This window comes from Mesorhizobium sp. RSR565B, from assembly GCF_054719465.1.
Genome location: NZ_JBTTIE010000001.1, coordinates 1,068,393 through 1,088,949, shown reverse-complemented (window position 1 = coordinate 1,088,949; position 20,557 = coordinate 1,068,393). Strand labels below are relative to the sequence as shown.

The following is a 20,557-nucleotide window of genomic DNA, read 5'->3' as shown; positions in this document are numbered from 1 at the left end:
CCGGGATGACTGCACATGGGCGGCTCGCCACCTTCACCGTCGGCGGCAAGACGCGCTATGGCGTGGTCACAGATAAGGGCGTCGTCGACCTGTCGGCGCGGCACAGCCAGTGGCCGACGCTGCGCGAAGTGATCGAGGCCGGCGTGCTACGGCGGCTGGCGGAAGAGGCCGAAGCCTACGCCGTCGATTTTCCAGTCGGCGCCATCGCTTATGAAATCCCTGTGCCGTCGCCGGAAAAGATCATCTGCGTCGGCGTCAACTACCCGGACCGCAACGAAGAGTACAAGGACGGCCAGGCCGCGCCTTCCAACCCGTCGCTGTTCATCCGCTTCCCCCGCTCCTTCGTCGGCCACGACGCGCCGCTGGTGCGGCCGCCGGAATCGCCCCAGCTGGACTATGAGGGCGAGATCGTCATCGTCATCGGCAAGGGTGGACGACGCATCGCCGAGAGGGATGCGCTTGACCATATCGCGGCACTATCCCTGTGCAACGAAGGCACCATTCGCGATTGGGTACGGCACGCCAAGTTCAACGTCACGCAGGGCAAGAATTTCGACCGCACCGGCTCGCTCGGTCCGTGGCTGGTGCCCTTCACCGACGAGGCGCAGATTGCCGACATCGCGCTGACCACCCGCGTCAATGGCGAATTGCGCCAGCAGGACCGCACCAGCCGGATGATCTTCTCGTTCCGCAAGATCATCGCCTATGTCTCCACCTTCACCACGCTGGTGCCAGGCGATATCATCGTCACCGGTACGCCGACCGGCGCCGGCGCCCGCTTCGACCCGCCGATCTGGCTGAAGCCGGGCGACGTGATCGAAGTCGAAGCCGACGGCATCGGCGTGCTCCGCAACGGCGTCGTCGACGAGGTAGCATCGTGACCCCCGAGCAAGTTGAAGATGCCGCGGCAAGGCTGTTCGAAGCCGAGCGTTCGCGCCGCCAGATCCGTCTGCTCAGCCTCGACTTTCCCGAGGCAACGATGGAGGACGCCTATCGCGTCCAGGCAGCGCTGGTGAAACGCAAGACCGATGCCGGGCTGACCCCGAAGGGCTGGAAGATCGGCCTGACATCGAGGGCGATGCAATATGCGCTCGCAATCGACACGCCGGATTCGGGCGTGCTGTTCGACGACATGTTCTTCAACGACGGCGCGACGATACCCGTCGGCCGCTTCATCCAGCCGCGCGTCGAGGCCGAGATAGCCTTCGTCATGAAGGCCCCGCTGAGGGGCCCAGGCGTGACCATCTTCGACGTGCTCAACGCCACCGATTATATCACGCCGGCGCTCGAAATCCTCGACACGCGCATCGAACGCGTCAATGCCGAGACAAAGAAGGCGCGCACTTTCTTCGATACGATTTCCGACAACGCCGCCAATGCCGGCATTGTCATCGGCGGCCGGCCGCAACGACCCGATGAAGTCGATATGCGCTGGATCGGCGCCATCGTCTCGCGCAATGCGGAGGTCGAGGAGACCGGGCTTGGCGCCGGCGTGCTCAACCATCCCGCGATGGGCATTGCCTGGCTGGCGGACAGGCTCGCCCGCTACGGCATGTCCATCGCGGCCGGCGAGGTGGTGCTGTCCGGATCGTTCGTGCGCCCGGTCGAGGCGCGGCCCGGCGATACGATCGTCGCCGACTTCGGCAGCTCGGGAACGGTCAGCATCCATTTCGCCAAGAGCTGATGGCTCTCATCGGCTCGTCAGTTGGGCTGTTCGCCGCGCAAGTAGTCAATCACCACATCGGCTGCGATGGTCGACATGCGCAAGCCGACATCCCTGGTGATGTCGCCTTCGACGCGGCTTTGCACCCAGCCAAGAAACGCGAAGGCACGCAAGGCGGCGAATAGAGGCAATGCGGCGATGTCCTGCGGGGTCAGCGCACGCTCTTGCTGGTAGCCGTCAAGCAAAGCGGTTTCGATCAGCGGGTAGATCGCCTCCTCGCGGTTCTGGTAGAGGGCGACGGCAAGGTCGTACATGTGCCAGCCATGGCCGCAATCGTCGAAATCGATGATGCGCACCGCGCTGTCATGGATGAGCACATTTTCGCGCACCAGATCGGCGTGGATGATGCCGAAATTGCGCGCGCTGCGCTCATGTTCCGACAGCGCCTTCACTGCCTTGTCGCGCGCCTGCAAGACCAGCGCGCGGCGAGGACCATCGAGAAAGGGCGAGGTCTCGAACCGGCCCCAGACCGGGTTCGCACCGAAGAAGCCGTCGAAGTCCCAGGCATGGCGGGCGAAGCCCGCGGGCGGCGTCCACGAGGCAGTGACATTGTGCATATGGGCGATGGTCCGCCCGATCGCCGTGAAGATCTGGATCGACTGGTCGGCCGTGTAGACCAGTGGCACGCCGCGTGCGCCCACGGCGCGGCCCTCCAGCCAGCTCAGGCAATCGGCCTGCCGGGGCTGCGCCGAGGTGGCCGTGCTGACAAGCACGAACGGATCGCCGGCCTGTGTTGCGACGCAAGACGGCGTGGCGACGCCGGCGGATTGCAGGAAGCCCATCCATTGCAGTTCCGAACGCAGCGCGGCGTCCGTGTGGTAGCCGAGCCGGTGGATGCGCATGGCTGCCGGCTGGCCATCCGGCAGCCGCACGCGGAAGACGGCGTTCTCGCGGTGCTTCAGAAGTTCCGGCTCAGAGTTGCGGACGCCCCAATGTTCGAGCGCACGCCTGGCGAGCTCCGTGACATCGGCTGCCGTTTCGGGCTCGCATTGGGTGGAAACAGAATTCACGCCGGCACTCCCCCGACTTCACCCAGCACCTCGTCCAGCAGGCCGATCAGGAACTCGGCATTGTCGCGCGAGAACGGCATGGGCGGGCGGATCTTGAGCACATTGCCGTGGATGCCGGTCTTGCCCATCAGCACGCCGCGATGGCGCATGCGATTGGCGACCTGCTCGGCAATGTCGGGCGCCGGTTCGCGCGTGTCGCGGTCGTGGACCAGCTCGGCGCCGAAGAACAGTCCGGCCCCCCTGACCTCGCCGATGCACTCATGCCGATCGGCCAGCGGGCGCAGCAGGCCAAGCGCACAGGCACCGACGTCTTGCGCGTTGGCGACAAGGTTTTCCTGTTCGATGACGTCGAGGACGGCATTGGCGACCGCGCAGGAGACCGGGTTGCCGCCAAAGGTGTTGAAGTAGCGGAAAGCGTCGCGGAAGGTCGCCAGTATCTCCTTGGTGGTGACCACGGCCGCGATCGGATGGCCATTGCCCATCGGCTTGCCCATGGTGACGATGTCGGGGACGAAGCCGGCGCGCTGATGGCCCCAGAAATGGCTGCCGGTGCGGCCGAAGCCGGGCTGCACTTCGTCGGCGATGACCAGACCACCGGCTTCGCGCACGGCCCCCAAGGCGTCGTCGAAAAATCCGGTGGGCAGAGCCGAGAAACCTTCATTGGCGAGCAGCGGACACAAGATGATGCCAGACAGGCCAATGCCGTCCTGTGCCAGCGAAGCGATCGCTTGACGCACGGCGTCGCCGAAGGCCTTGCCATTGGCCATCGCATCGGGATGGCGATAGCTGTCGGGGGCCGGCACCAGCCTGACATGGGGGGCGCGGCCGCGGATCGGAGGCATGCGCGTGCTGAGCTGCGAAACCGCCGCCGTGTTGCCATGATAGGTGGCGTCGGTGGCGATGATGCCCATATTGCCGGAGGCGGCCTGCGCCATGCGCAGCGCTATGTCGTTGGCCTCGCTGCCGGTACAGGTCAGGATTGCGGTGGCGAGGCTTGCATCGAAGGTCGCCGTCAGCCGCTCGACATAGTCGAGAATTGCGGTGTGCAGATAGCGTGTGTGGGTGTTGAGCAGGCTTGCCTGACGGCACAAGGCCTCGACCACATGCGGGTGGCAATGGCCGACATGGGCGACGTTGTTGTAGGCATCGAGATACTTGCGGCCGTCGGCATCGTAGAGCCAGACGCCTTCGCCGCGCACCAGGTGCACGGGCTCGTCGTAGAACAATTGCGATTTCGCGCCGAGCAGGCGGGCACGCCGCTTGACGAGCGCTTCCTCGCTCGGGTTCTTCTCAGATTGGGTCATTGCGTACCAAACTCCATTGCGTCAGCGGGTCTATCAGGCCCTCGACAGACCTGCATCGATGGCCTCGCCGATCTTTGCCACGTCGGCGGCGCCGATGATCAGCGGCGGCGACAGGATGATGTTGTTGCCGGACACGCGCAGCATGACGCCGGCGTCATAAGTGGCTTCCGAAACCACGGCCATGGTCTTCTTGTCCACCGGCTTTTTCGTCGTGCGATCGGAGACCAGCTCTAGCGCAGCCATCAGGCCCTTGTACCTGATGTCGCCGACGATCGCGTGCTTGGCTTTTAGCCCCTCCAGCGTCGCCGCGAGCTCGATGCCGCGCGCGGCTGCGTTCTCGTCCAGGCGAAGCCGTTTGGTCTCGGCAAGTGCAGCCAGCCCTGCCGCGCAGCCGACAGGATGGCCGGAATAGGTATAGCCATGACCGATCGCCCCGAAGCTGGTCTTGTCGGCCTCGAAGACGTCGGCGACCTTGGCGCCGATCAAGGTGGCGCCGAGCGGGAAATAGCCCGAGGTGATCGCCTTGGCGATGGTCATGAAATCCGGCTTCACGCCGGATAGCCGCGAACCCGACCAGGCGCCGGTGCGACCGAAGCCCGTGACCACCTCGTCGGCGATCAGCAGGATTTCGTGGCGGTCGCATATCTCGCGCACCAGCGGCATGAAGCTGTCATGCGGAACGATGACGCCGCCGGCGCCGAGAACCGGCTCCATGATGAAGGCGGCAATGGTGTCGCCGCCCTGGAAGGCGATCTCATCCTCCAGCGCTTTGGCGCACAGTTTGGCCAGCCGCGCCGGATCGGTCTCATCGAACGGATTGCGGAAGGTCCAGGGTGCGGGAATGTGGAAGACGCCGGGCATAAGCGGCTCATAGTTGCGGCGGAAATTGGCGTTGCCGTTGACTGACGCGCCGCCGAAATGGGTGCCGTGATAGCCCTTCTTCAGCGCGAGGAATTTTGTCCGGTCGCCCTGGCCGCGGATCTTCCAGTATTGGCGGGCGAGCCGCAGTGCGGTTTCGACCGAATCCGAGCCGCCCGAGGTGAAGAAGGTCCGCACCATGCCTTCCGGTTCGAACCATTCGCTGAGTTCGTAAGCGAGCTCGATCGATGGGCCGGTCGACGTGCCGCGAAACCCGGAATAGTAGGGCAGGGCGCTGAGCTGGTCGGCGATGGCCTTCTTGATGGGGTCGCAGGAGTAGCCGAGATTGACGTTCCACAGTCCGCCAACCGCATCGAGCACGGTGTTGCCGTCGATGTCGGTGACCATCACGCCTTCGCCTTTCATGATCACCTTTGGCGGGTTGGCCCGCATCTCGGCCGGGTGTGCCATCGGATGCCAGATCGGCTTGGCGTTTTTCTCGGTGAGGAAATTGATCTCGCGCATCGCAAGGCTCCGCAAATGTCTCAGGAGATGAGATCGAAATGGCCGAGGGCCTCGGCATAGGAAAGTGCCGGCCGCGCGACGTCGAAATGAACGGTGCGCATGCCGGCGGCACGGCCGCCATCGACATTGCGCTGCTGGTCGTCAACGAACACACAGGCGCGGGCAGGCAGGCCAAGCGCCTCGGTCACCAAGGCATAGGCGCGCGGATCGGGCTTGAGGATGCGGGTATAGGTGGCGTCGACGATGGTGTCGAACAGCTCGAGCAGCGGCAGCCGCTGACGGAAGCCGGCGCCATAGAACAGATCTAGCTCGTTGGACAGGATCGCCAGGCGAAATCCCGCCGCATGCACGGTCCGGATGGCGCGGACGGCTTCGGGCCGCACGATCTTTTCCGGCTCGGCTCCGCGTGCGCGCTGGACGAATGTCTCCATTGCCTCCCAGTCCTCGCCGACGAGCCGGCCGACTTCGCTGGTGCGGGTGCGCCAATAATCGCGCTCGCTGATGTCGTTGGCCTGCATGGAGCGCCACAGCGGATCTGAATCCGGGTCGAACGGCCCGTGCCATTGCAGCGTTCCCGGCGCGAGGCCGAGCGCCTGTTCGGTCAAGGCATGGGTCTCGAAAAGGGTCCGGGTGACGACGCCGCCGAAATCGAGGACGAGCGCCTGGGCAGGAACAGCGCTCACGCAGCCACTCCCTTGGCCGGCATGCCGCGCGGGATGATGCCTTCCTCGACCCAGCGGTCGAAGATTTCGAGCGCCTTGCCGACGAACTCGTCGCTGTTGATGTGGGCGTCGATCTCGTGGAACTCGACGCCGGCGGGAATGGCCTTACGCATCTCATCGGTGAACGCCGCGAGGGCTTCGGGTTCGTACAGCGGCTCGCCCTGCGCATCCCATTCCTGGATGCCGCCGGAGGGCAGGATGAAAGCGGAGCGCCCCTTCGACGCACCGAGCTTGGCGGCGATGGTCCTGGCGACTTCACGGCGGTCGGCGGCATCGACGGTGATCGAGCCGATCAACCTGTTATGAGCATGGAATGGCCGCTGCGCGAACTTTGTCGGCAGCGCCTGCCAGGTCGGCAAATCGACCATGTCTACGGCGCCAGGGGCTGCGATCTGCGGAATGCCGCGGGCGCCGGCATTCTCGAGCCGGTCGGCGCCGGAGCTGACGACCGAACCGGCAATATGATTGGTGATCTCCTGCAGGCTGAAGTCGAACACCGCGCAGAAATGGTCCTGGCTGGCGATCGATTCGAAGGCCCGGCCCCCCATCCCGGTCGTGTGAAAGACTGCGACGTCATAGCCGCGCTGCTCCAACGCCGGCTTCAGCGTCTTCATATAGCGCAGGCAACTGCTGCCCAGCGAAGTCATGCCGATGGTCGGTCCGACCGCCGGGGCCGAAGCACGGGATGCAAGCACGATCCTCGCCGCACCGACCACCGCGCCGCAGGCCTGGGAAAGGACCAGCTTGCAGATGGTGTTGAGGCCGTAGAGCCCGCCTGCCCACAGGATCATCATCAGGTCGGGCGCGACGCGCTCGGGCGGAATGAGATGCGAGTAGGCGATGGTCGAGACGACGAATTTCGGCACGCCGAGCGGCAGGCACAGCGCGACATCGAGCGCCAAATCGGTTCCCATCGAACCACCGATGGCGATGAAGGCGTCGATCTCGCCGCGCTGGTGAAGCTGGCGCACCAGCTGAACGGCGCCGACGGCCATCAATGTCATGGCGGTGTTTTCGTCGCCGCTCGAGACGATTTCGGCCATCGTCACGCCAGCGGCCCGCGCAACGGCATGCTTGTCGTGATCGGGACTATAGGCGGGGGCGCCCAGCACGCTGACATCCATCATCACGGCGCGGCCACCGGATGCCTCGATACACGCTTTCATGAACAGCAGTTCGTCGGTCTTGGTGTCGCCCGTGCCGATGACCAGGATGCGGGGCGTCGCCATATCTGCAGACATCAGGCCTGCCTCCTCAGGGTTTGCAGGTTTTCGCCATTGAGGCGCATCGAAATCTCCCGTGCCGCGGTCACAACCGCAAGCCCTCGTTCCACGATCGTAGCCGGTGTCGTCCTGGCCTTCGGGGCTGCCACCGCAATTGTCCCCAGCGCAAGACCATCGGCGGCGCGGATTGCAGCCGCGACGCCGATCACGCCGTCCTCATGGCCCTGGTCGCAGATCGAATAGCCGCGGTCGCGCGCCTCGCCGATCGACTTTGAAATGGCGGCCGGCTCGACGAGGGTATGATCGGTGAAGGCCTCAAGCGAACCTGTCAGGCATGCTTTCACGGTCGCGTTGTCGGCGAAGGCGAGATAGGCGATGCCGGAGGCGGTGGAATGCAGCGGCAGAAGCTGGCCGACATCGATGTTCACCCGGTTTGCCCAGCTTGAATGCTCGACATAAACGGTGATCAGCCTGTCGACGCCGAATTCCGACAGATGCACCGTCTCGGTTGTCGAACCCGCCAAATCCTGCGCCACGGGAATTGCCGTTTGCAGGAACGGGAAGCAGGCTTCGCGGATACGCGCCAGCCGCGACAGGCCGGCGCCGAGGCGATAGTGCCGCGTGCCGGCATCCTGCTCGACGAAGCCATGGCCGCCAAGCGCCATCAGCAGCCGCCGCGTCGTCGCCTTGTCCAAGGCGCACCGCCGCGCGAGATCGGAAAGTCCGAGCTCGGGCTCGTCCGCCGTGAAAAGCTCCAGAAGTGAAATCGCCTTGCCGACCGTACCCATCCAGCCTCCCGCTCGGATAGAAACTTAATGTGTGAATTAACTTGACAGGCATCCGCATTCTTTGCAAGTCTATATTCAAAATAAGGGTTCAAATAATGAACCAATGGCATTCAGGGAACAGGCCGAGCGGCCGCGAACCCAGGGGTTCGTAAGACTGGAGGGACAAATGTCAGCAGTTTCGGAACAGGTGCCCGCCAACAGGCTGCGCAAGAACAGTCTTGGCGTCGGCGCTATCACCTTCATGGTGATTTCGGCGGCGGCGCCGCTCACCGCGGTCGCCGGCGGCACGCCGCTCGGCATGCTTATGGGCAATGGGGCGGGCTTTGCCGGCACCTATCTTATCGTGACCGTGTTGCTGCTGCTGTTTGCGGTCGGCTACGTCGCCATGTCGCGCCATGTCGGCAATGCCGGCGCCTTCTATGCCTATGCCGCGCGCGGGCTGGGCGGTTTTGCCGGCGGCGCAACCGCAATCATCGCGATCCTGTCCTACAACGCCATGCAGATCGGGGTCATGGGCCTGCTGGGGGCCGCGACCGCCGGCCTGTTCGCCGGCTGGGGCATCGACCTGCCCTGGTGGGTGTGGAGCTTCATCGCCGTTGCCATCGTCGCGGTGTTGGGCTACCGCCAGGTCGACCTGTCGGCCAAGATCCTGACGGTGCTGGTGCTGTGCGAATACATCGTTGTGCTGGTGCTAGACCTCGCCATCCTCAAGACCGGTGGCGACAGTGGTCTCTCTGCGGCGCCGTTCAGCTGGAGCCAGATCGTCAGCGGCTCGCCCGCCATCGCCATCCTGTTCTGTTTCGCCGCCTTCATCGGTTTCGAGGCGACGACGATCTACGCCGAGGAAGCCCGCGACCCCAAGGTGACCATTCCGCGCGCCACCTATTTCTCCGTGCTGCTGATCGGCGTCTTCTACATGGTCACGGCCTGGCTGATGGCGGTCGGCGCCGGCGTCGACAAATTGTTGCCGGCACTGCAGGCGCTTCAGGATCCGACGACTTTCCTGTTCGGCCTGTCCGACCGCTACGCCGGAACCATGCTGTCGCACGCCATGGGCATCCTGTTCGTGTCGAGCCTGTTTGCCGGCGTGCTGGCGTTCCACAACGCGGTTGCCCGCTACATCTACGTCTCGGGCCGCGAGAAGCTGTTGCCTGAAGCGATCGGCGTGACGCATTCAGTGCACCAGAGCCCGCATGTCGCTTCCGTCATCCAGAGCGTGTTGGCAGCGATCGTCATCGGACTGTTCGCGATACTCGGCCTCGATCCGGTTCTGGCGCTGTTTTCCTGGCTGACCAATGTCGCGACGCTGGGAGTCATCGTCATGATGGCGGTGGCCTCGCTCGCCGTGGTGATGTACTTCCGCGCCAACCCGTCGACGCAGGAGAATGCGCTGAAGACCACCTTCCTGCCTGGGCTGGCCTTCATCGCTTTCGTCGTCATCATCTACCTGATCGTCATTAATTTCGGTGGCCTGTCCGGGGCCGGTGGCTTCCTTGGCGTGTTGCTGCCGGGGCTGGTGCTGATTGCCGCGGTGGTCGGCCTGCTGCTTGCCGGTGCGTTGAAGAGCCGGGATCCGGTTGCCTTCGAAAATCTCGGCGTGCCGCTGAAGGACTAGGACAAAGGACAAGGGGGTAGCGCGTTCGGCGCCGCCCCTTTCCATCGCAAGGGAGTAACGGCGTTGAGCTTTGCCGAGAGCATCACCGTTGAGGCGCTGGAAGCCGATCCGTATCCGATCTATGCGGAACTGCGGCGCAGTGCGCCTGTCGCTTTCGTGCCGGCGGTCAATCTCTGGTTCGTCACCCGCTGGAAGGACGTCGAGACCGTCGCAAAGTCACCCGACATCTTCTCCGCCGTCGTCGGTACGTCTCCGGTCGAACGCTCGTTCGGCAAGCCGACCATCCTGACCACCGACGGCGAAACGCATAGACAGCTGCGCCAAGGCGTCGATCCGAAATACCGGCCGCGCACCGTCGCCGCCTATGCCGGCGATCTCGTACGGTCGATTGCCGAACCTTTTCTCGACCGGATCGCCGAACAAGGCTCCGCCGAGCTGATGGCGGATTATTTCGAGCCGGTGTCGACGCTCAGCCTGGCGCGCTCGCTTGGCCTTGCCGACATCGACATGCCGACGCTGCGCCGCTGGTTCTATGGCCTTGCGCAGGGCGCCATCAATTTCGAGAACGACCCGAAGCGGCAAGAGATCGCCGACGCGATCAGCGCCGAGGTCGGCGCAGCCATCCGGCCGACTCTGGATAGACTGGCGCGCGCACCCGACGAATCGGCGCTGTCGCATATGCTGCATGACGGCATGCCGGAAGGCACGACGCGGCCGATCGATTTCTTGATGCCAAGCATCAAGGTCATCCTGCTTGGCGGCATGCAGGAGCCCGGACATGGTGCCGGTTCGATCCTCGCCGGCCTGCTTGCGCATCCCGAACAATTGCGGCAGGTGCTCGCCGATCCCGAGACCTTTGTGCCCAGGGCTGTCGATGAAGGCTTGCGCTGGGTGGCGCCGATCGGCACCCAGACGCGGCAGACGACGCGGGCGGTCGAGCTTGGCGGCGTAACGATCCCTGCCGGCGCCGCGGTCGCTGCACTTGTCTCCTCGGCAAGCCGCGACGAGAGCCGCTTTGCCGATCCAGACCGCTTCGACATCAACCGCAGGGAAGGCAATCATGCCGCCTTCGGCTTTGGTCATCATTTCTGTTCGGGCCGGTTTTTCGCGCGCGAGCAGATGTGCCTTGCATTAAGGCTGCTGCTCCTGCGCTTCCCCGATCTCAGCCTGGTGCCGGGCAAGGTGCCGGTGTTTCGCGGCTGGGAATTCCGAGCGCCAACCACGTTGTATGTTTCCCTGGGAGTCCGCCACCAATGATCAGCCAGAATGCCATCGACGCGTTGCGCAAGACGGAGATCGGCGAGCGGGGCTTGTTTATCGATGGCGTACAGGCCGCAGCGACGAGCGGCGCGACGCTGGCGGTGATTTCGCCGATCGACGGCCGCCCTTTTGCCAGCATCGCCGACGGCAATGCCGCCGACATCGATCGCGCGGTCCGATCGGCGCGAAAAGCATTCGAGAAGGGTTCATGGTCGCGCGCCGCCCCTGCCTTTCGCAAGAAGGTGCTGACGAAATTTGCCGAGCTGATCGAAGAACATGTCGACGAGCTGGTCGTGCTTGGCGTGCGCGACAACGGCACCGAGATCGGCATGGCCTACAAGGCCGAGCCACTGTCGGCGGCCGGCACCATCCGCTACTACGCCGAGGCGATCGACAAGGTCTATGGCGAGATCGCGCCGACGGCCGACAATGTGCTCGGGCTGATCCACAGGGAGCCACTCGGTGTCGTCGGCGTCATCGTGCCGTGGAACTTCCCGCTGATGATCGGCGCCTGGAAGATTGCGCCCGCACTGGCCACCGGCAACAGCGTCGTCGTCAAGCCGCCGGAGATCGCCTCGCTGACCTTGCTGCGGCTGGCCGAACTCGCAAGCGAGGCTGGACTTCCCGAAGGCGTGTTCAACGTCGTTACCGGGCATGGTGCTGTCGCCGGCGAAGCGCTTGGCCTCCACATGGATGTCGACGCCATCGCCTTTACCGGATCGGGGCCGGTCGGCCGGCGGCTGCTCGAATACTCCGCCCGTTCCAATTTGAAGCGGGTCTTCCTCGAGCTTGGCGGCAAGTCGCCCAACATCGTCTTTGCCGACGCTCCGGACCTGAAGCAGGCGGCGGTCGTCTCGGCCAACGGCATCTTTCGCAATTCAGGCCAGGTCTGCGTGGCGGGCTCGCGTCTGCTCGTCCAGTCGTCGGTCTATGATCTTTTCATGGACGAACTTGTCTCGGCAACCACGCGGCTCAAGGTCGGCGACCCGCTCGATCTCGCCAGCGATATCGGTGCGGTATCGAGCGCCGAACAGCTGGACAAGAATCTCGGCTTCGTCGCCATGGCGCAAGCCGAAGGCGCCCGTCTCGTCGCCGGTGGCGAACGGATACTGACCGAGACCGGCGGCAGCTACATGGCGCCGACGATCTTCGAGAACGTGACGCAAGAGATGCAGTTGGCGCGCGAGGAGGTGTTCGGACCGGTGCTCGGCGTGATGCGCTTCGAGACCGAGGAGGAGGCGGTGCATCTCGCCAACTCCACTGTCTACGGACTTGCCTCGGCGGTGTGGACCGCCAATCTTTCCACGGCCCATCGCATGGTGCGCGCCATCAACGCCGGTGTCGTCCACGTCAACACCTATGGCGGAGCCGATATCACCGTGCCGCTTGGCGGCGTCAAACAGTCCGGTTTCGGCCGTGACAAGTCGCTGCATGCGCTGGAGAAATTTGTCGACCTCAAGACCGCCTGGATTGCGCTCTGAGCCTCGCGGAAAGGCCAGCGTATCTGCTCTTTTCGTCAAGCTTGGCCTCAGAAACGCCACGCTGGTGCTGGTTGGCGGCGATCGCGTCACCGCTATCGGCAGTTCCGACTAGCGTCGTGGGTCCAGGCATTGCGCGGAAAGCCGTGTTGCGACCGGCGGGTATCACGGCGTCCTACTCCGTTGTGCCGGCTTTTTTTCTGCGCCGATTGGTGTGCGACTGGGCGACGGCCATTCGTAATTCAGGTGTGATCTCTAAAGGCGCATTCTCTGTCGCATGCGGGTCTTGCAGCCCCTGGACGTGGACGGTCGGGAATGGGAGTTCGATGCCCTGCTCCTTGAAGGCCTGTCGGAGGCGCAAAAAGAACCTGCCTTTCATGCTGAAGGCGCCTCCAGGTCTGGTCGTGACCTTGACCCTCAAGACGATGCCGTACTCGCCGAACTCCTGCACGCCCTGCATCTTGATCGGTTCGATCACCCAGTGTTTGAACTCCGGATCTTCCGCCAGTTCCAGGCCAATTCGCTTGATCAGTTTGCGGGCGAAGTCGATATCGGTGTCATAGCCAACGGTGATGTTGAATTTGTCGGTGACCCAGTCGCGGCTCTGGTTCTGCACGGCGCCGAGTTCACCGAAAGGTATCGTGAACAGCGGACCACGATGGTGGCGCAGCTTCACCGAGCGCAGCGAAAAGCTCTCCACCGTACCCCTGTAGCTGCCCGATGAAATGTATTCGCCGACACGGAAAGCATCGTCGAGCAAATAAAACACGCCAGAGATCACGTCCTTGACGATGGTTTGCGCGCCAAAACCCACGGCGACGCCGACGACGCCGGCGCCGGCGATCAGCGGGCCGATCTGGATGCCGATCGAAGCGAGCATCATCAGCACCGCCATCACGATGATCACTGCTAGCAGAATGTTCTGGATGATCGGCAACAGCGTGTGCAGCCGCGCCTGATGCGGATCGAGGGTGAGGATGTCTTCTTCGCTCACCACCGCTTGCGGTATCGCGACGCCCAGCTTTCGTTCGATCAAGGCTTTGATGATCGACCAGCCGAAATCGGCAGCAAGGGCAATGACCACGACGTTGATCAAGCCGCGCAATATGAGCATGGTGGTCGTATCGCTGCCGCGCATGGATTGCATGTCCAGGCCCAGTACGCGTGCGAGAAGGTAAGCCGCCGCGAGGATGAAAATCATCCGGATACCGCGATCGATGACAGCGATCGTCACCGCCGGGATCGTCGGCCGGCCGGCATCTTCCGAACCGGGCCGCAGGACGAAATTAACCCCGCGCTCTGTCAGCACAATTGCCAAAGGCAGGAAGAATGCGGTGAAGGTAAACCAGAAGAATGTGTAGAGGCCGGCAATGCGTTCGAGGAACAGAACGACGAAATAAGCCGTCAACAACCATGTCACTGCCGTGTGACCGCTGTGGCGCGCGCCGTCTCGCTGCGTTCTTGGCCGACGCCAAATGGCCAGCAGGAAGAGCAACAGCAATATGAAATCGGCGCCGACGGACAGGACCATCATTCCGTCCTGGTCTATGCCGAGACCCGGCAAGAGGACAAACGCGGCGGCGAAGAAGGCGAAAACGCCGACGATCCGGGGCAGCCAATAAGCCCAATGGTCAGCAGCTCCGTCGGTGATCGGCAGGGCACGAACCTCGATGGCGTGCTCGACCTCCATGAAAGAAGGGACGAGTGTGGCCATCACGTATAGGCGCACAGCCCACGTAAAGACCGCAGCCATCAGAAATGTCAGCACAATCTCGCGGATGAGCGCTGGCCAGTCGAACAGCATGAACGCACCGGCGCTGCCCAGCGCGAACGAGCCGATCATCATGCTGGAATAAAGCGTGCGGCCGCCGATCTTCTTGGCCCGCCCGATGGGCGTATCTCTGGGTTGCGCGATGATCCAAAGACGAAATGGACGGGTGAGCTTGTATATTGCCCAGGTGAGCGCCAGGCCGGCAGCGATAAAGATCGCAATCAGCACCAATATGCTGACGGGGCCCTTGCTGGACATATCGTCCATGGTATTGGCCCGGACGCGCGCGAACTGGTCCGGCAGCGAAGGCAAGGTTCGCACGATCTTTTCGATGTGATGCTTGATCCGATCGAGCGTCGAGGATGCCATAGTATTCATCTGGCCCGGTGCGGCCACGGCGTCGGCCGGCGGAGCGCTAGTCTCGGCAGGCGCTTCCGTTGATCCAGCGGCCGGATTTCGTTGCTCGGCCACCCAGGCCTTCACCGACGGATCGTCGAGAAGCTCGAACAGCTGTTTGACCTTGTCGGGCGCGACGGCGGCCGGTGACTGCGCCTGTGCCGGGCCAGCCAGCAGGAGGGCGATGCCAAGGACGAGCGGCCCGGCTATCAGGACGAACATCGCCGTCAGGTTCCCGGGACGCCGTGCTGGGCGCGCCGGCTCCCTGGCCCCCAATCGTCGTTTCATGAGCAGCATCGTGCGGTAACCTTCCGGTCAGATCGGCGAGCAAGGACAGCTATGTCCGTCGTTGCCCCCACCTTTAACAAGCCGATGTTGCGGTGCAAGTCTCATCGCACCTAGACCGTTGGGTAGGGCACCAGGCGACCGGCAAGGCTGTCATCACCAGTGCCAGCGTTGCGCTGCATTCCTTGTCCCGACCACCTAGACCGGGTCATTGTCGGTCGTCGGTTGCTCCGCGGCGGGAGCCTGGTACCATGCCGCATTGCACAATTTTGCGACCTTGCCCACAATGCGCGCATGGTCCGCAGCTCACTCGCCGTCCTGGTCATCGACGAAAACCGTATCCGCGCCGCGATCATCGAGGCAGGTTTGCGCGAGGCCGGCCATGAGCGGGTCACCGTCATCCACGACGTGACCGGCATTGCGCGGCGGATCGCCGAGATCGAGCCGGACGTCATCGTCATCGACCTGGAAAACCCGAACCGCGACATGCTGGAAAACATGTTCCAGCTGTCGCGTGCGGTGAAGCGGCCGATCGCCATGTTCGTCGACCGATCGGACCAGGCATCGATCGAAGCGGCGGTCGATGCCGGCGTTTCGGCCTATGTCGTCGACGGCCTCAGGCAAGAGCGCGTCAAGCCGATTCTGGACATGGCGGTCAGCCGCTTCAACGCTTTCTCGCGCATGGCGCGCGAGCTGGAAGAGGTTCGAGGCGAGCTTGAGAGCCGCAAGGTGATCGACCGTGCCAAGGGCATCCTGATGAAGTCGCGCGGCCTGACCGAAGAGGCCGCCTACACGCTGCTGCGCAAGACGGCGATGAACCAGAACCGCAAGATCGGCGACATTGCCCAGAGCCTGGTGACTGCCGCCGGGCTGCTCGGGCCGTCGGAGGACGAATGAGCATGAGCGCCGAGCACCAGATCACCGCCGGCTTCATGCCGCTCTTCGACAGTGCCGTGCTGGTTGCGGCGGGTGAGCTTGGATTTGCCGCGCGCGAGGGCATCGATCTCACACTGCACCGCGAGACCTCCTGGGCCAACATCCGCGACCGCATTGCCATCGGCCATTTCCACCTGGCGCACATGCTGGGGCCGATGCCGCTCGCCTGCAATCTCGGGCTGACGCCGCTTGCTTCCGAGACCATCGTGCCGTTTTCGCTCGGGCTTGGCGGCAATTGCATCACCATCTCCAACGCCGTCTGGGAAGGCATGGCGGCACACGGCGCCATACCCGATCTCGAGCCCGCGCGCGCGGGCGCAGCCCTCGGTGCCTTCATTCGCGACCGCGCCGGGGCTGGCGGCGATCCGCTGCGCTTTGCCGTGGTGCACCCGCATTCGGGGCATAATTACGAACTGCGCTACTGGCTTGCCGGGTGCGGCATCGATCCGGAGCGCGAGATCGAGATCGTCATCGTGCCACCGCCCTTCATGGCCGATGCGCTGGTCGCCGGGCGGATCGACGGCTACTGCGTGGGCGAGCCCTGGAACAGCGCCTCGGTCGCCGCCGGCACCGGCCATATCGTCACCGTCAAGGCGCTGCTGTGGCGCAACAGTCCGGAGAAGGTGATCGGCGTGCGCAAGGCCTGGTCGCAGGAGAACCCGGTCGCGCTGGCAGCATTGCTGCGCGCGCTGCATCATTCGGCGCGCTGGTGCCAGGATCCGGGCAACCACGCCGAACTGGCTGGTGTGATGGCTCAAGCTGGCTTCCTGGGCCTGCCACCAGCTGTCCAGATGCCGATCCTGACCGGCCATCTTGAACTGGGCGGCGGCGCCGAACTGGATGTCGACGACTTCTTCCTGCCCTTCGACAAGGCGGCGAACTTTCCGTGGAAGAGCCATGCGCTGTGGTTCTATACGCAGATGGTGCGCTGGGGGCATGTCGAGCACACGCCGGAAAACCTTGCTATCGCCCGTGACTGCTACCGTCCGGACCTCTACCGCTCGGCGCTAAAGCCGCTTGGCGTTGCACTTCCCGGCGCCAATGCGAAGGTCGAGGGCGCGCTTAAGGTCGCCACGGCTGTCGGTGCGACTGGGGCAGGCTTGGTGCTTGGGCCGGACGGCTTCTTCGACGGTCAGACCTTCGACCCCGACGAGATCGACGGCTATATAGCGCGCCAGAAAGTCGCTCGCGCGGAAGCCTGATCATTCTCGCGCCATTCTTGTGCATTGCACAAAAAATGTGCGTGCGATTGCTGTAATGAACAATCTTTGACCTGCTTGCGATGTCGCCTCACGTGCCGGCGTCTGGCGCGTAATGTTGATTTCATTTAGGTTTTTCGTTTCACTCAGAACTGGCACGGTTCCTGCTTTGAATTAGCCAGACCCTTCGCGGGTCACGGAACAGGCGTCCAATGGCGGGCACCACAGGCAAAGCTGCCGCTCAGGTCAACGACGCGATCCCGGATGTACGGACGCGCGAGGCCTGGACGGCGGCTTTTTTGTTTTGGGCCACTCGACGAAGCGTTCAACCGGAGATCACGATGAAAGAAAAAATAGGAAAATGGATCGGGACGGGAACATCGCTCAAGGATGTGACGCGCCGCGATTTTCTTGTCAGCAGCGCCATGACGGCCGGCCTGTTCGTGGCGGCCCGCAAGCTCTTCCCCTCGGGCGCCTATGCCGCCACGACCGCTCCGGAGGTCACCGGCGCCAAGCTCGGCTTCATCGCGCTGACCGACGCGGCGCCGCTGATGATCGCCAAGGAGAAGGGGCTGTTCGCCAAGTTCGGCATGCCCGACGTCGAGGTGATCAAGCAGGCCTCCTGGGGCGCGACGCGCGACAATCTGATGCTCGGCGGCGAAGCCAACGGCATCGACGGCGCTCACATCCTGACGCCGCTGCCCTATCTCATGCACACCGGCAAGGTGACGCAGAACAACCAGCCGATGCCGATGGCTATCGTGGCGCGGCTCAACTACGACTGCCAGGGCATTTCGGTTGCGCAGGAATACGCCGGCACCGGTGTCGGGCTCGACGCCTCCAAGCTGAAGGACGCCTTCGCCGCCAAGAAGGCGGCCGGCAAGGAAATCAAGGCCGCCATGACGTTCCCGGGCGGGACCCATGATTTGTGGCTCCGTTACTGGCTTGCCGCCGGCGGCATCGATCCCGACAAGGACGTCTCGACCATTGTCGTGCCGCCGCCGCAGATGGTCGCCAACATGAAAGTCGGCAACATGGACGTGTTCTGCGTTGGCGAACCGTGGAACGAACAGCTCGTCCACCAGGGCGTTGGTTTCACCGCCGCCACCACCGGCGAACTGTGGAAGGGTCATCCCGAAAAGGCGCTCGGCCTCCGCGCCGAATTCATCGACAAATACCCGAACGCCACCAAGGCGATCGTGATGGCCGTCATGGAGGCCCAGCAATGGTGTGAGGCCACGGAGAACAAGGACGAGATGGCCGCCATCATCGGCAAGCGGCAATGGATGAACGTGCCTGTCGCCGACATTATCGGCCGCCTCAAGGGCGACATCAACTACGGCAATGGCCGCGTGGCCACCGGCACTGACCTCTACATGAAATTCTGGAAGGGTGGCGTCTCCTATCCCTACAAGAGCCACGACAGCTGGTTCCTCGCCGAAAACATCCGTTGGGGAAAATTCGCGCCGACCACCGACATCAAGACGCTGGTCGATCAGGTCAATCGCGAGGATATCTGGCGCGAGGCGGCGAAGGATCTCGGCGTTGCCGCAGCCGATATTCCGGCCTCGTCGTCGCGTGGCGTCGAGACATTCTTCGACGGCAAGATTTTCGACCCGGCCAACCCGTCGGCCTATCTCGACAGCCTGAAGATCAAGGCATCGGCTTGACCGGCGCAAACGGCGCGTTGCGCCGTTTGTCGCCCCCAGCGCAACGGCGCTTCGCCGCTTGTCGCCCGCATCGACCCCGGAGTTATACTCAGACATGTCCATCCAAGCCATTGAGGAAACCACGGTGAAGGCGTTCCCCGCGAAGCCTGCCGCGGTCATCGCTTTCACCGCCAAAGCGCGGCGCCGCTTCGACCCGATCGCGATCGCCGGCAGGCTGGCCACCGCCCTGGTGCCGCCGGTCATCGTTATCGCCTTCATGCTGGTCGTGTGGCAGATCGCCTGCTCGTCGCCGACCGCCAGCCTGCCGCCGCCCAGCCAGGTGTGGAACGAGGCCTATGACCTGATCGCGCATCCGTTCTTCAACAACGGCCCGCAGGATATCGGCCTTGCGTGGCGGGTGCTGATCTCTCTGCAGCGCGTCGCCATCGGCTTCGGCCTGGCGGCGATCGTCGGCGTCGCGCTCGGCGCCCTGGTCGGCCAGTCGATCTGGGCCATGCGTGGCCTCGATCCGGTGTTCCAGATACTGCGCACCGTGCCGCCGCTGGCCTGGTTGCCGCTGTCGCTGGCTGCTTTCCGCGATTCCAGCCCGTCGGCGCTGTTCGTTATCTTCATCACCTCGATCTGGCCGATCATCATCAACACCGCCGTCGGCGTGCGAAACATTCCGGAAGACTACCGCAACGTCTCACGCATCTTGCGGCTCAACCAGTTCGAATTCTTCGTCAAGATCATGGTTCCGGCCGCCGCACCCTACATCTTCACCGGCCTCAGAATCGGCATCGGCCTGTCCTGGCTCGCCATCGTCGCCGCCGAAATGCTGACCGGCGGCGTCGGCATCGGCTTCTTCATCTGGGACGCCTGGAACTCGTCGCGGCTGCCCGACATCATCGTCGCGCTCGCCTATATCGGCGTCACCGGTTTCTGCCTCGACCGCCTGGTCGCTGCGGTCGGCGCTTTCGTCACCCGCGGCACAACGGCAAAGTGAGGAGAGGGCGATGACGGCCTATCTGAAGCTCGACCATATCGACAAATCCTTTGCCCGCGGCGGTCAGGTCAGCGAGGTGCTCAAGGACATCAGGCTGACCATCGACAAGGGCGAATTCGTCTCCATCATCGGCCATTCCGGCTGTGGCAAGTCGACCTTGCTCAATCTGATCGCCGGGCTGACCAAGGTTTCCGCCGGCGCCGTGCTGCTTGAAAACAAGGAGGTCGACAGCCCCGGACCCGAGCGCGCCGTGGTGTTCCAGAACCACAGCCTGCTGCCATGGCTCACCGTCTACGAAAACATCAGCCTGGCGGTGTCGAAAGTCTTTGGTCGTTCCAAGAGCAGGACCGAACGGCATGACTGGATCATGCGCAATCTTGATCTCGTGCAGATGGCCCATGCCAAGGACAAGCGGCCGGCCGAAATATCGGGCGGCATGAAGCAGCGCGTCGGCATTGCCCGGGCGCTTGCCATGGAGCCGAAGATCCTGTTGCTCGACGAGCCGTTCGGTGCACTCGACGCGCTGACGCGCGCCCATCTTCAGGACGCGGTCATGGACATCCATTCCAGGCTCGGCTCGACGACGATCATGATCACCCACGATGTCGACGAGGCGGTATTGTTGTCCGATCGCATCGTCATGATGACCAACGGTCCGGCGGCGACCATCGGCGAGGTGCTTGCGGTGCCGCTGGCACGGCCGCGTCGCCGCGTCGAACTCTCTTCCGACCGCACCTTTTTGCGCTGCCGCGAAGCGGTGCTGAAGTTCCTCTATGAACGTCATCGCTTCGTCGAAGCCGCGGAGTAAC

General features: G+C 63.7%; 17 protein-coding genes. 10 read left to right on the top strand and 7 right to left on the bottom strand.

The window, feature by feature from the left end; translation table 11 throughout:
- Positions 1 to 5: 5 nt before the first annotated feature.
- A complete protein-coding gene (locus ACYG9R_RS05305; protein ID WP_023823570.1) occupies positions 6 to 881 on the top strand; it encodes a fumarylacetoacetate hydrolase family protein in 876 nt (291 codons plus the stop codon).
- Entirely contained in the window at positions 878 to 1,684 is an 807-nt protein-coding gene (hpaH, locus tag ACYG9R_RS05300; RefSeq protein ID WP_081726824.1) for a 2-oxo-hept-4-ene-1,7-dioate hydratase, read from the top strand. Before ACYG9R_RS05305 ends, hpaH begins: the two co-directional genes overlap by 4 nt.
- A gap of 17 nt (positions 1,685 to 1,701) precedes the next feature.
- Here the strand turns inward: hpaH and ACYG9R_RS05295 are convergent, their stop codons facing one another.
- From ACYG9R_RS05295 to ACYG9R_RS05270, 6 genes are read right to left on the bottom strand one after another with little or no spacing between them, the layout of a single operon-like run.
- On the bottom strand, positions 1,702 to 2,733 hold the full coding sequence (locus tag ACYG9R_RS05295; protein ID WP_023823568.1) for a phosphotransferase enzyme family protein: 1,032 nt from the start codon (positions 2,731 to 2,733) through the stop codon (positions 1,702 to 1,704).
- Positions 2,730 to 4,037, bottom strand: coding sequence for an aminotransferase class III-fold pyridoxal phosphate-dependent enzyme (locus tag ACYG9R_RS05290; protein WP_023823567.1), 1,308 nt, complete (start codon positions 4,035 to 4,037; stop codon positions 2,730 to 2,732). The genes ACYG9R_RS05295 and ACYG9R_RS05290 overlap by 4 nt, the downstream gene beginning before the upstream one ends.
- Positions 4,038 to 4,070: 33 nt before the next feature.
- A complete protein-coding gene (locus ACYG9R_RS05285; protein WP_023823566.1) occupies positions 4,071 to 5,420 on the bottom strand; it encodes an aminotransferase class III-fold pyridoxal phosphate-dependent enzyme in 1,350 nt (449 codons plus the stop codon).
- A gap of 20 nt (positions 5,421 to 5,440) precedes the next feature.
- A complete protein-coding gene (locus tag ACYG9R_RS05280) occupies positions 5,441 to 6,103 on the bottom strand; it encodes an HAD family hydrolase (protein WP_023820914.1) in 663 nt (220 codons plus the stop codon).
- Positions 6,100 to 7,383 (bottom strand): Tm-1-like ATP-binding domain-containing protein, encoded by a 1,284-nt coding sequence (locus ACYG9R_RS05275; protein WP_023823565.1) that lies wholly within the window; start codon positions 7,381 to 7,383, stop codon positions 6,100 to 6,102. Before ACYG9R_RS05275 ends, ACYG9R_RS05280 begins: the two co-directional genes overlap by 4 nt.
- Complete coding sequence (locus tag ACYG9R_RS05270) at positions 7,383 to 8,153, bottom strand: IclR family transcriptional regulator (protein WP_352446547.1); 771 nt, start codon at positions 8,151 to 8,153, stop codon at positions 7,383 to 7,385. The genes ACYG9R_RS05275 and ACYG9R_RS05270 overlap by 1 nt, the downstream gene beginning before the upstream one ends.
- Before the next feature lie 166 nt (positions 8,154 to 8,319).
- Here ACYG9R_RS05270 and ACYG9R_RS05265 point away from each other — a divergent pair, with 166 nt between their 5' ends.
- From ACYG9R_RS05265 to ACYG9R_RS05255, 3 genes are all read left to right on the top strand, one after another.
- Positions 8,320 to 9,768, top strand: coding sequence for an APC family permease (locus ACYG9R_RS05265; protein ID WP_023823564.1), 1,449 nt, complete (start codon positions 8,320 to 8,322; stop codon positions 9,766 to 9,768).
- A 63-nt stretch (positions 9,769 to 9,831) separates the two neighbouring features.
- Positions 9,832 to 11,025 (top strand): cytochrome P450, encoded by a 1,194-nt coding sequence (locus tag ACYG9R_RS05260; RefSeq protein ID WP_023823563.1) that lies wholly within the window; start codon positions 9,832 to 9,834, stop codon positions 11,023 to 11,025.
- The gene (locus ACYG9R_RS05255) at positions 11,022 to 12,509 is read left to right on the top strand and encodes an aldehyde dehydrogenase (protein WP_023818585.1); all 1,488 of its coding nucleotides are present in this window, start codon (positions 11,022 to 11,024) and stop codon (positions 12,507 to 12,509) included. The genes ACYG9R_RS05260 and ACYG9R_RS05255 overlap by 4 nt, the downstream gene beginning before the upstream one ends.
- 172 nt (positions 12,510 to 12,681) lie before the next feature.
- Here ACYG9R_RS05255 and ACYG9R_RS05250 read toward each other — a convergent pair whose 3' ends face one another.
- Entirely contained in the window at positions 12,682 to 14,970 is a 2,289-nt protein-coding gene (locus ACYG9R_RS05250; RefSeq protein ID WP_245260038.1) for a mechanosensitive ion channel family protein, read from the bottom strand.
- A gap of 282 nt (positions 14,971 to 15,252) precedes the next feature.
- Here ACYG9R_RS05250 and ACYG9R_RS05245 point away from each other — a divergent pair, with 282 nt between their 5' ends.
- From ACYG9R_RS05245 to ACYG9R_RS05225, 5 genes are all read left to right on the top strand, one after another.
- Positions 15,253 to 15,855, top strand: a complete 603-nt coding sequence (locus tag ACYG9R_RS05245; RefSeq protein WP_023667842.1) for an ANTAR domain-containing response regulator — start codon at positions 15,253 to 15,255, stop codon at positions 15,853 to 15,855.
- A 2-nt stretch (positions 15,856 to 15,857) separates the two neighbouring features.
- On the top strand, positions 15,858 to 17,096 hold the full coding sequence (locus ACYG9R_RS05240; protein WP_031199262.1) for a CmpA/NrtA family ABC transporter substrate-binding protein: 1,239 nt from the start codon (positions 15,858 to 15,860) through the stop codon (positions 17,094 to 17,096).
- Positions 17,097 to 17,434: 338 nt separating this feature from the next.
- The gene (locus ACYG9R_RS05235) at positions 17,435 to 18,763 is read left to right on the top strand and encodes a CmpA/NrtA family ABC transporter substrate-binding protein (RefSeq protein ID WP_023667844.1); all 1,329 of its coding nucleotides are present in this window, start codon (positions 17,435 to 17,437) and stop codon (positions 18,761 to 18,763) included.
- Positions 18,764 to 18,857: 94 nt separating this feature from the next.
- Positions 18,858 to 19,748: a nitrate ABC transporter permease gene (gene ntrB / locus ACYG9R_RS05230; RefSeq protein ID WP_023682697.1), complete on the top strand. Its 891-nt coding sequence runs from the start codon at positions 18,858 to 18,860 to the stop codon at positions 19,746 to 19,748.
- Positions 19,749 to 19,758: 10 nt separating this feature from the next.
- Positions 19,759 to 20,556, top strand: a complete 798-nt coding sequence (locus tag ACYG9R_RS05225; RefSeq protein WP_023682696.1) for an ABC transporter ATP-binding protein — start codon at positions 19,759 to 19,761, stop codon at positions 20,554 to 20,556.
- The last annotated feature ends 1 nt before the right edge of the window (position 20,557 follow it).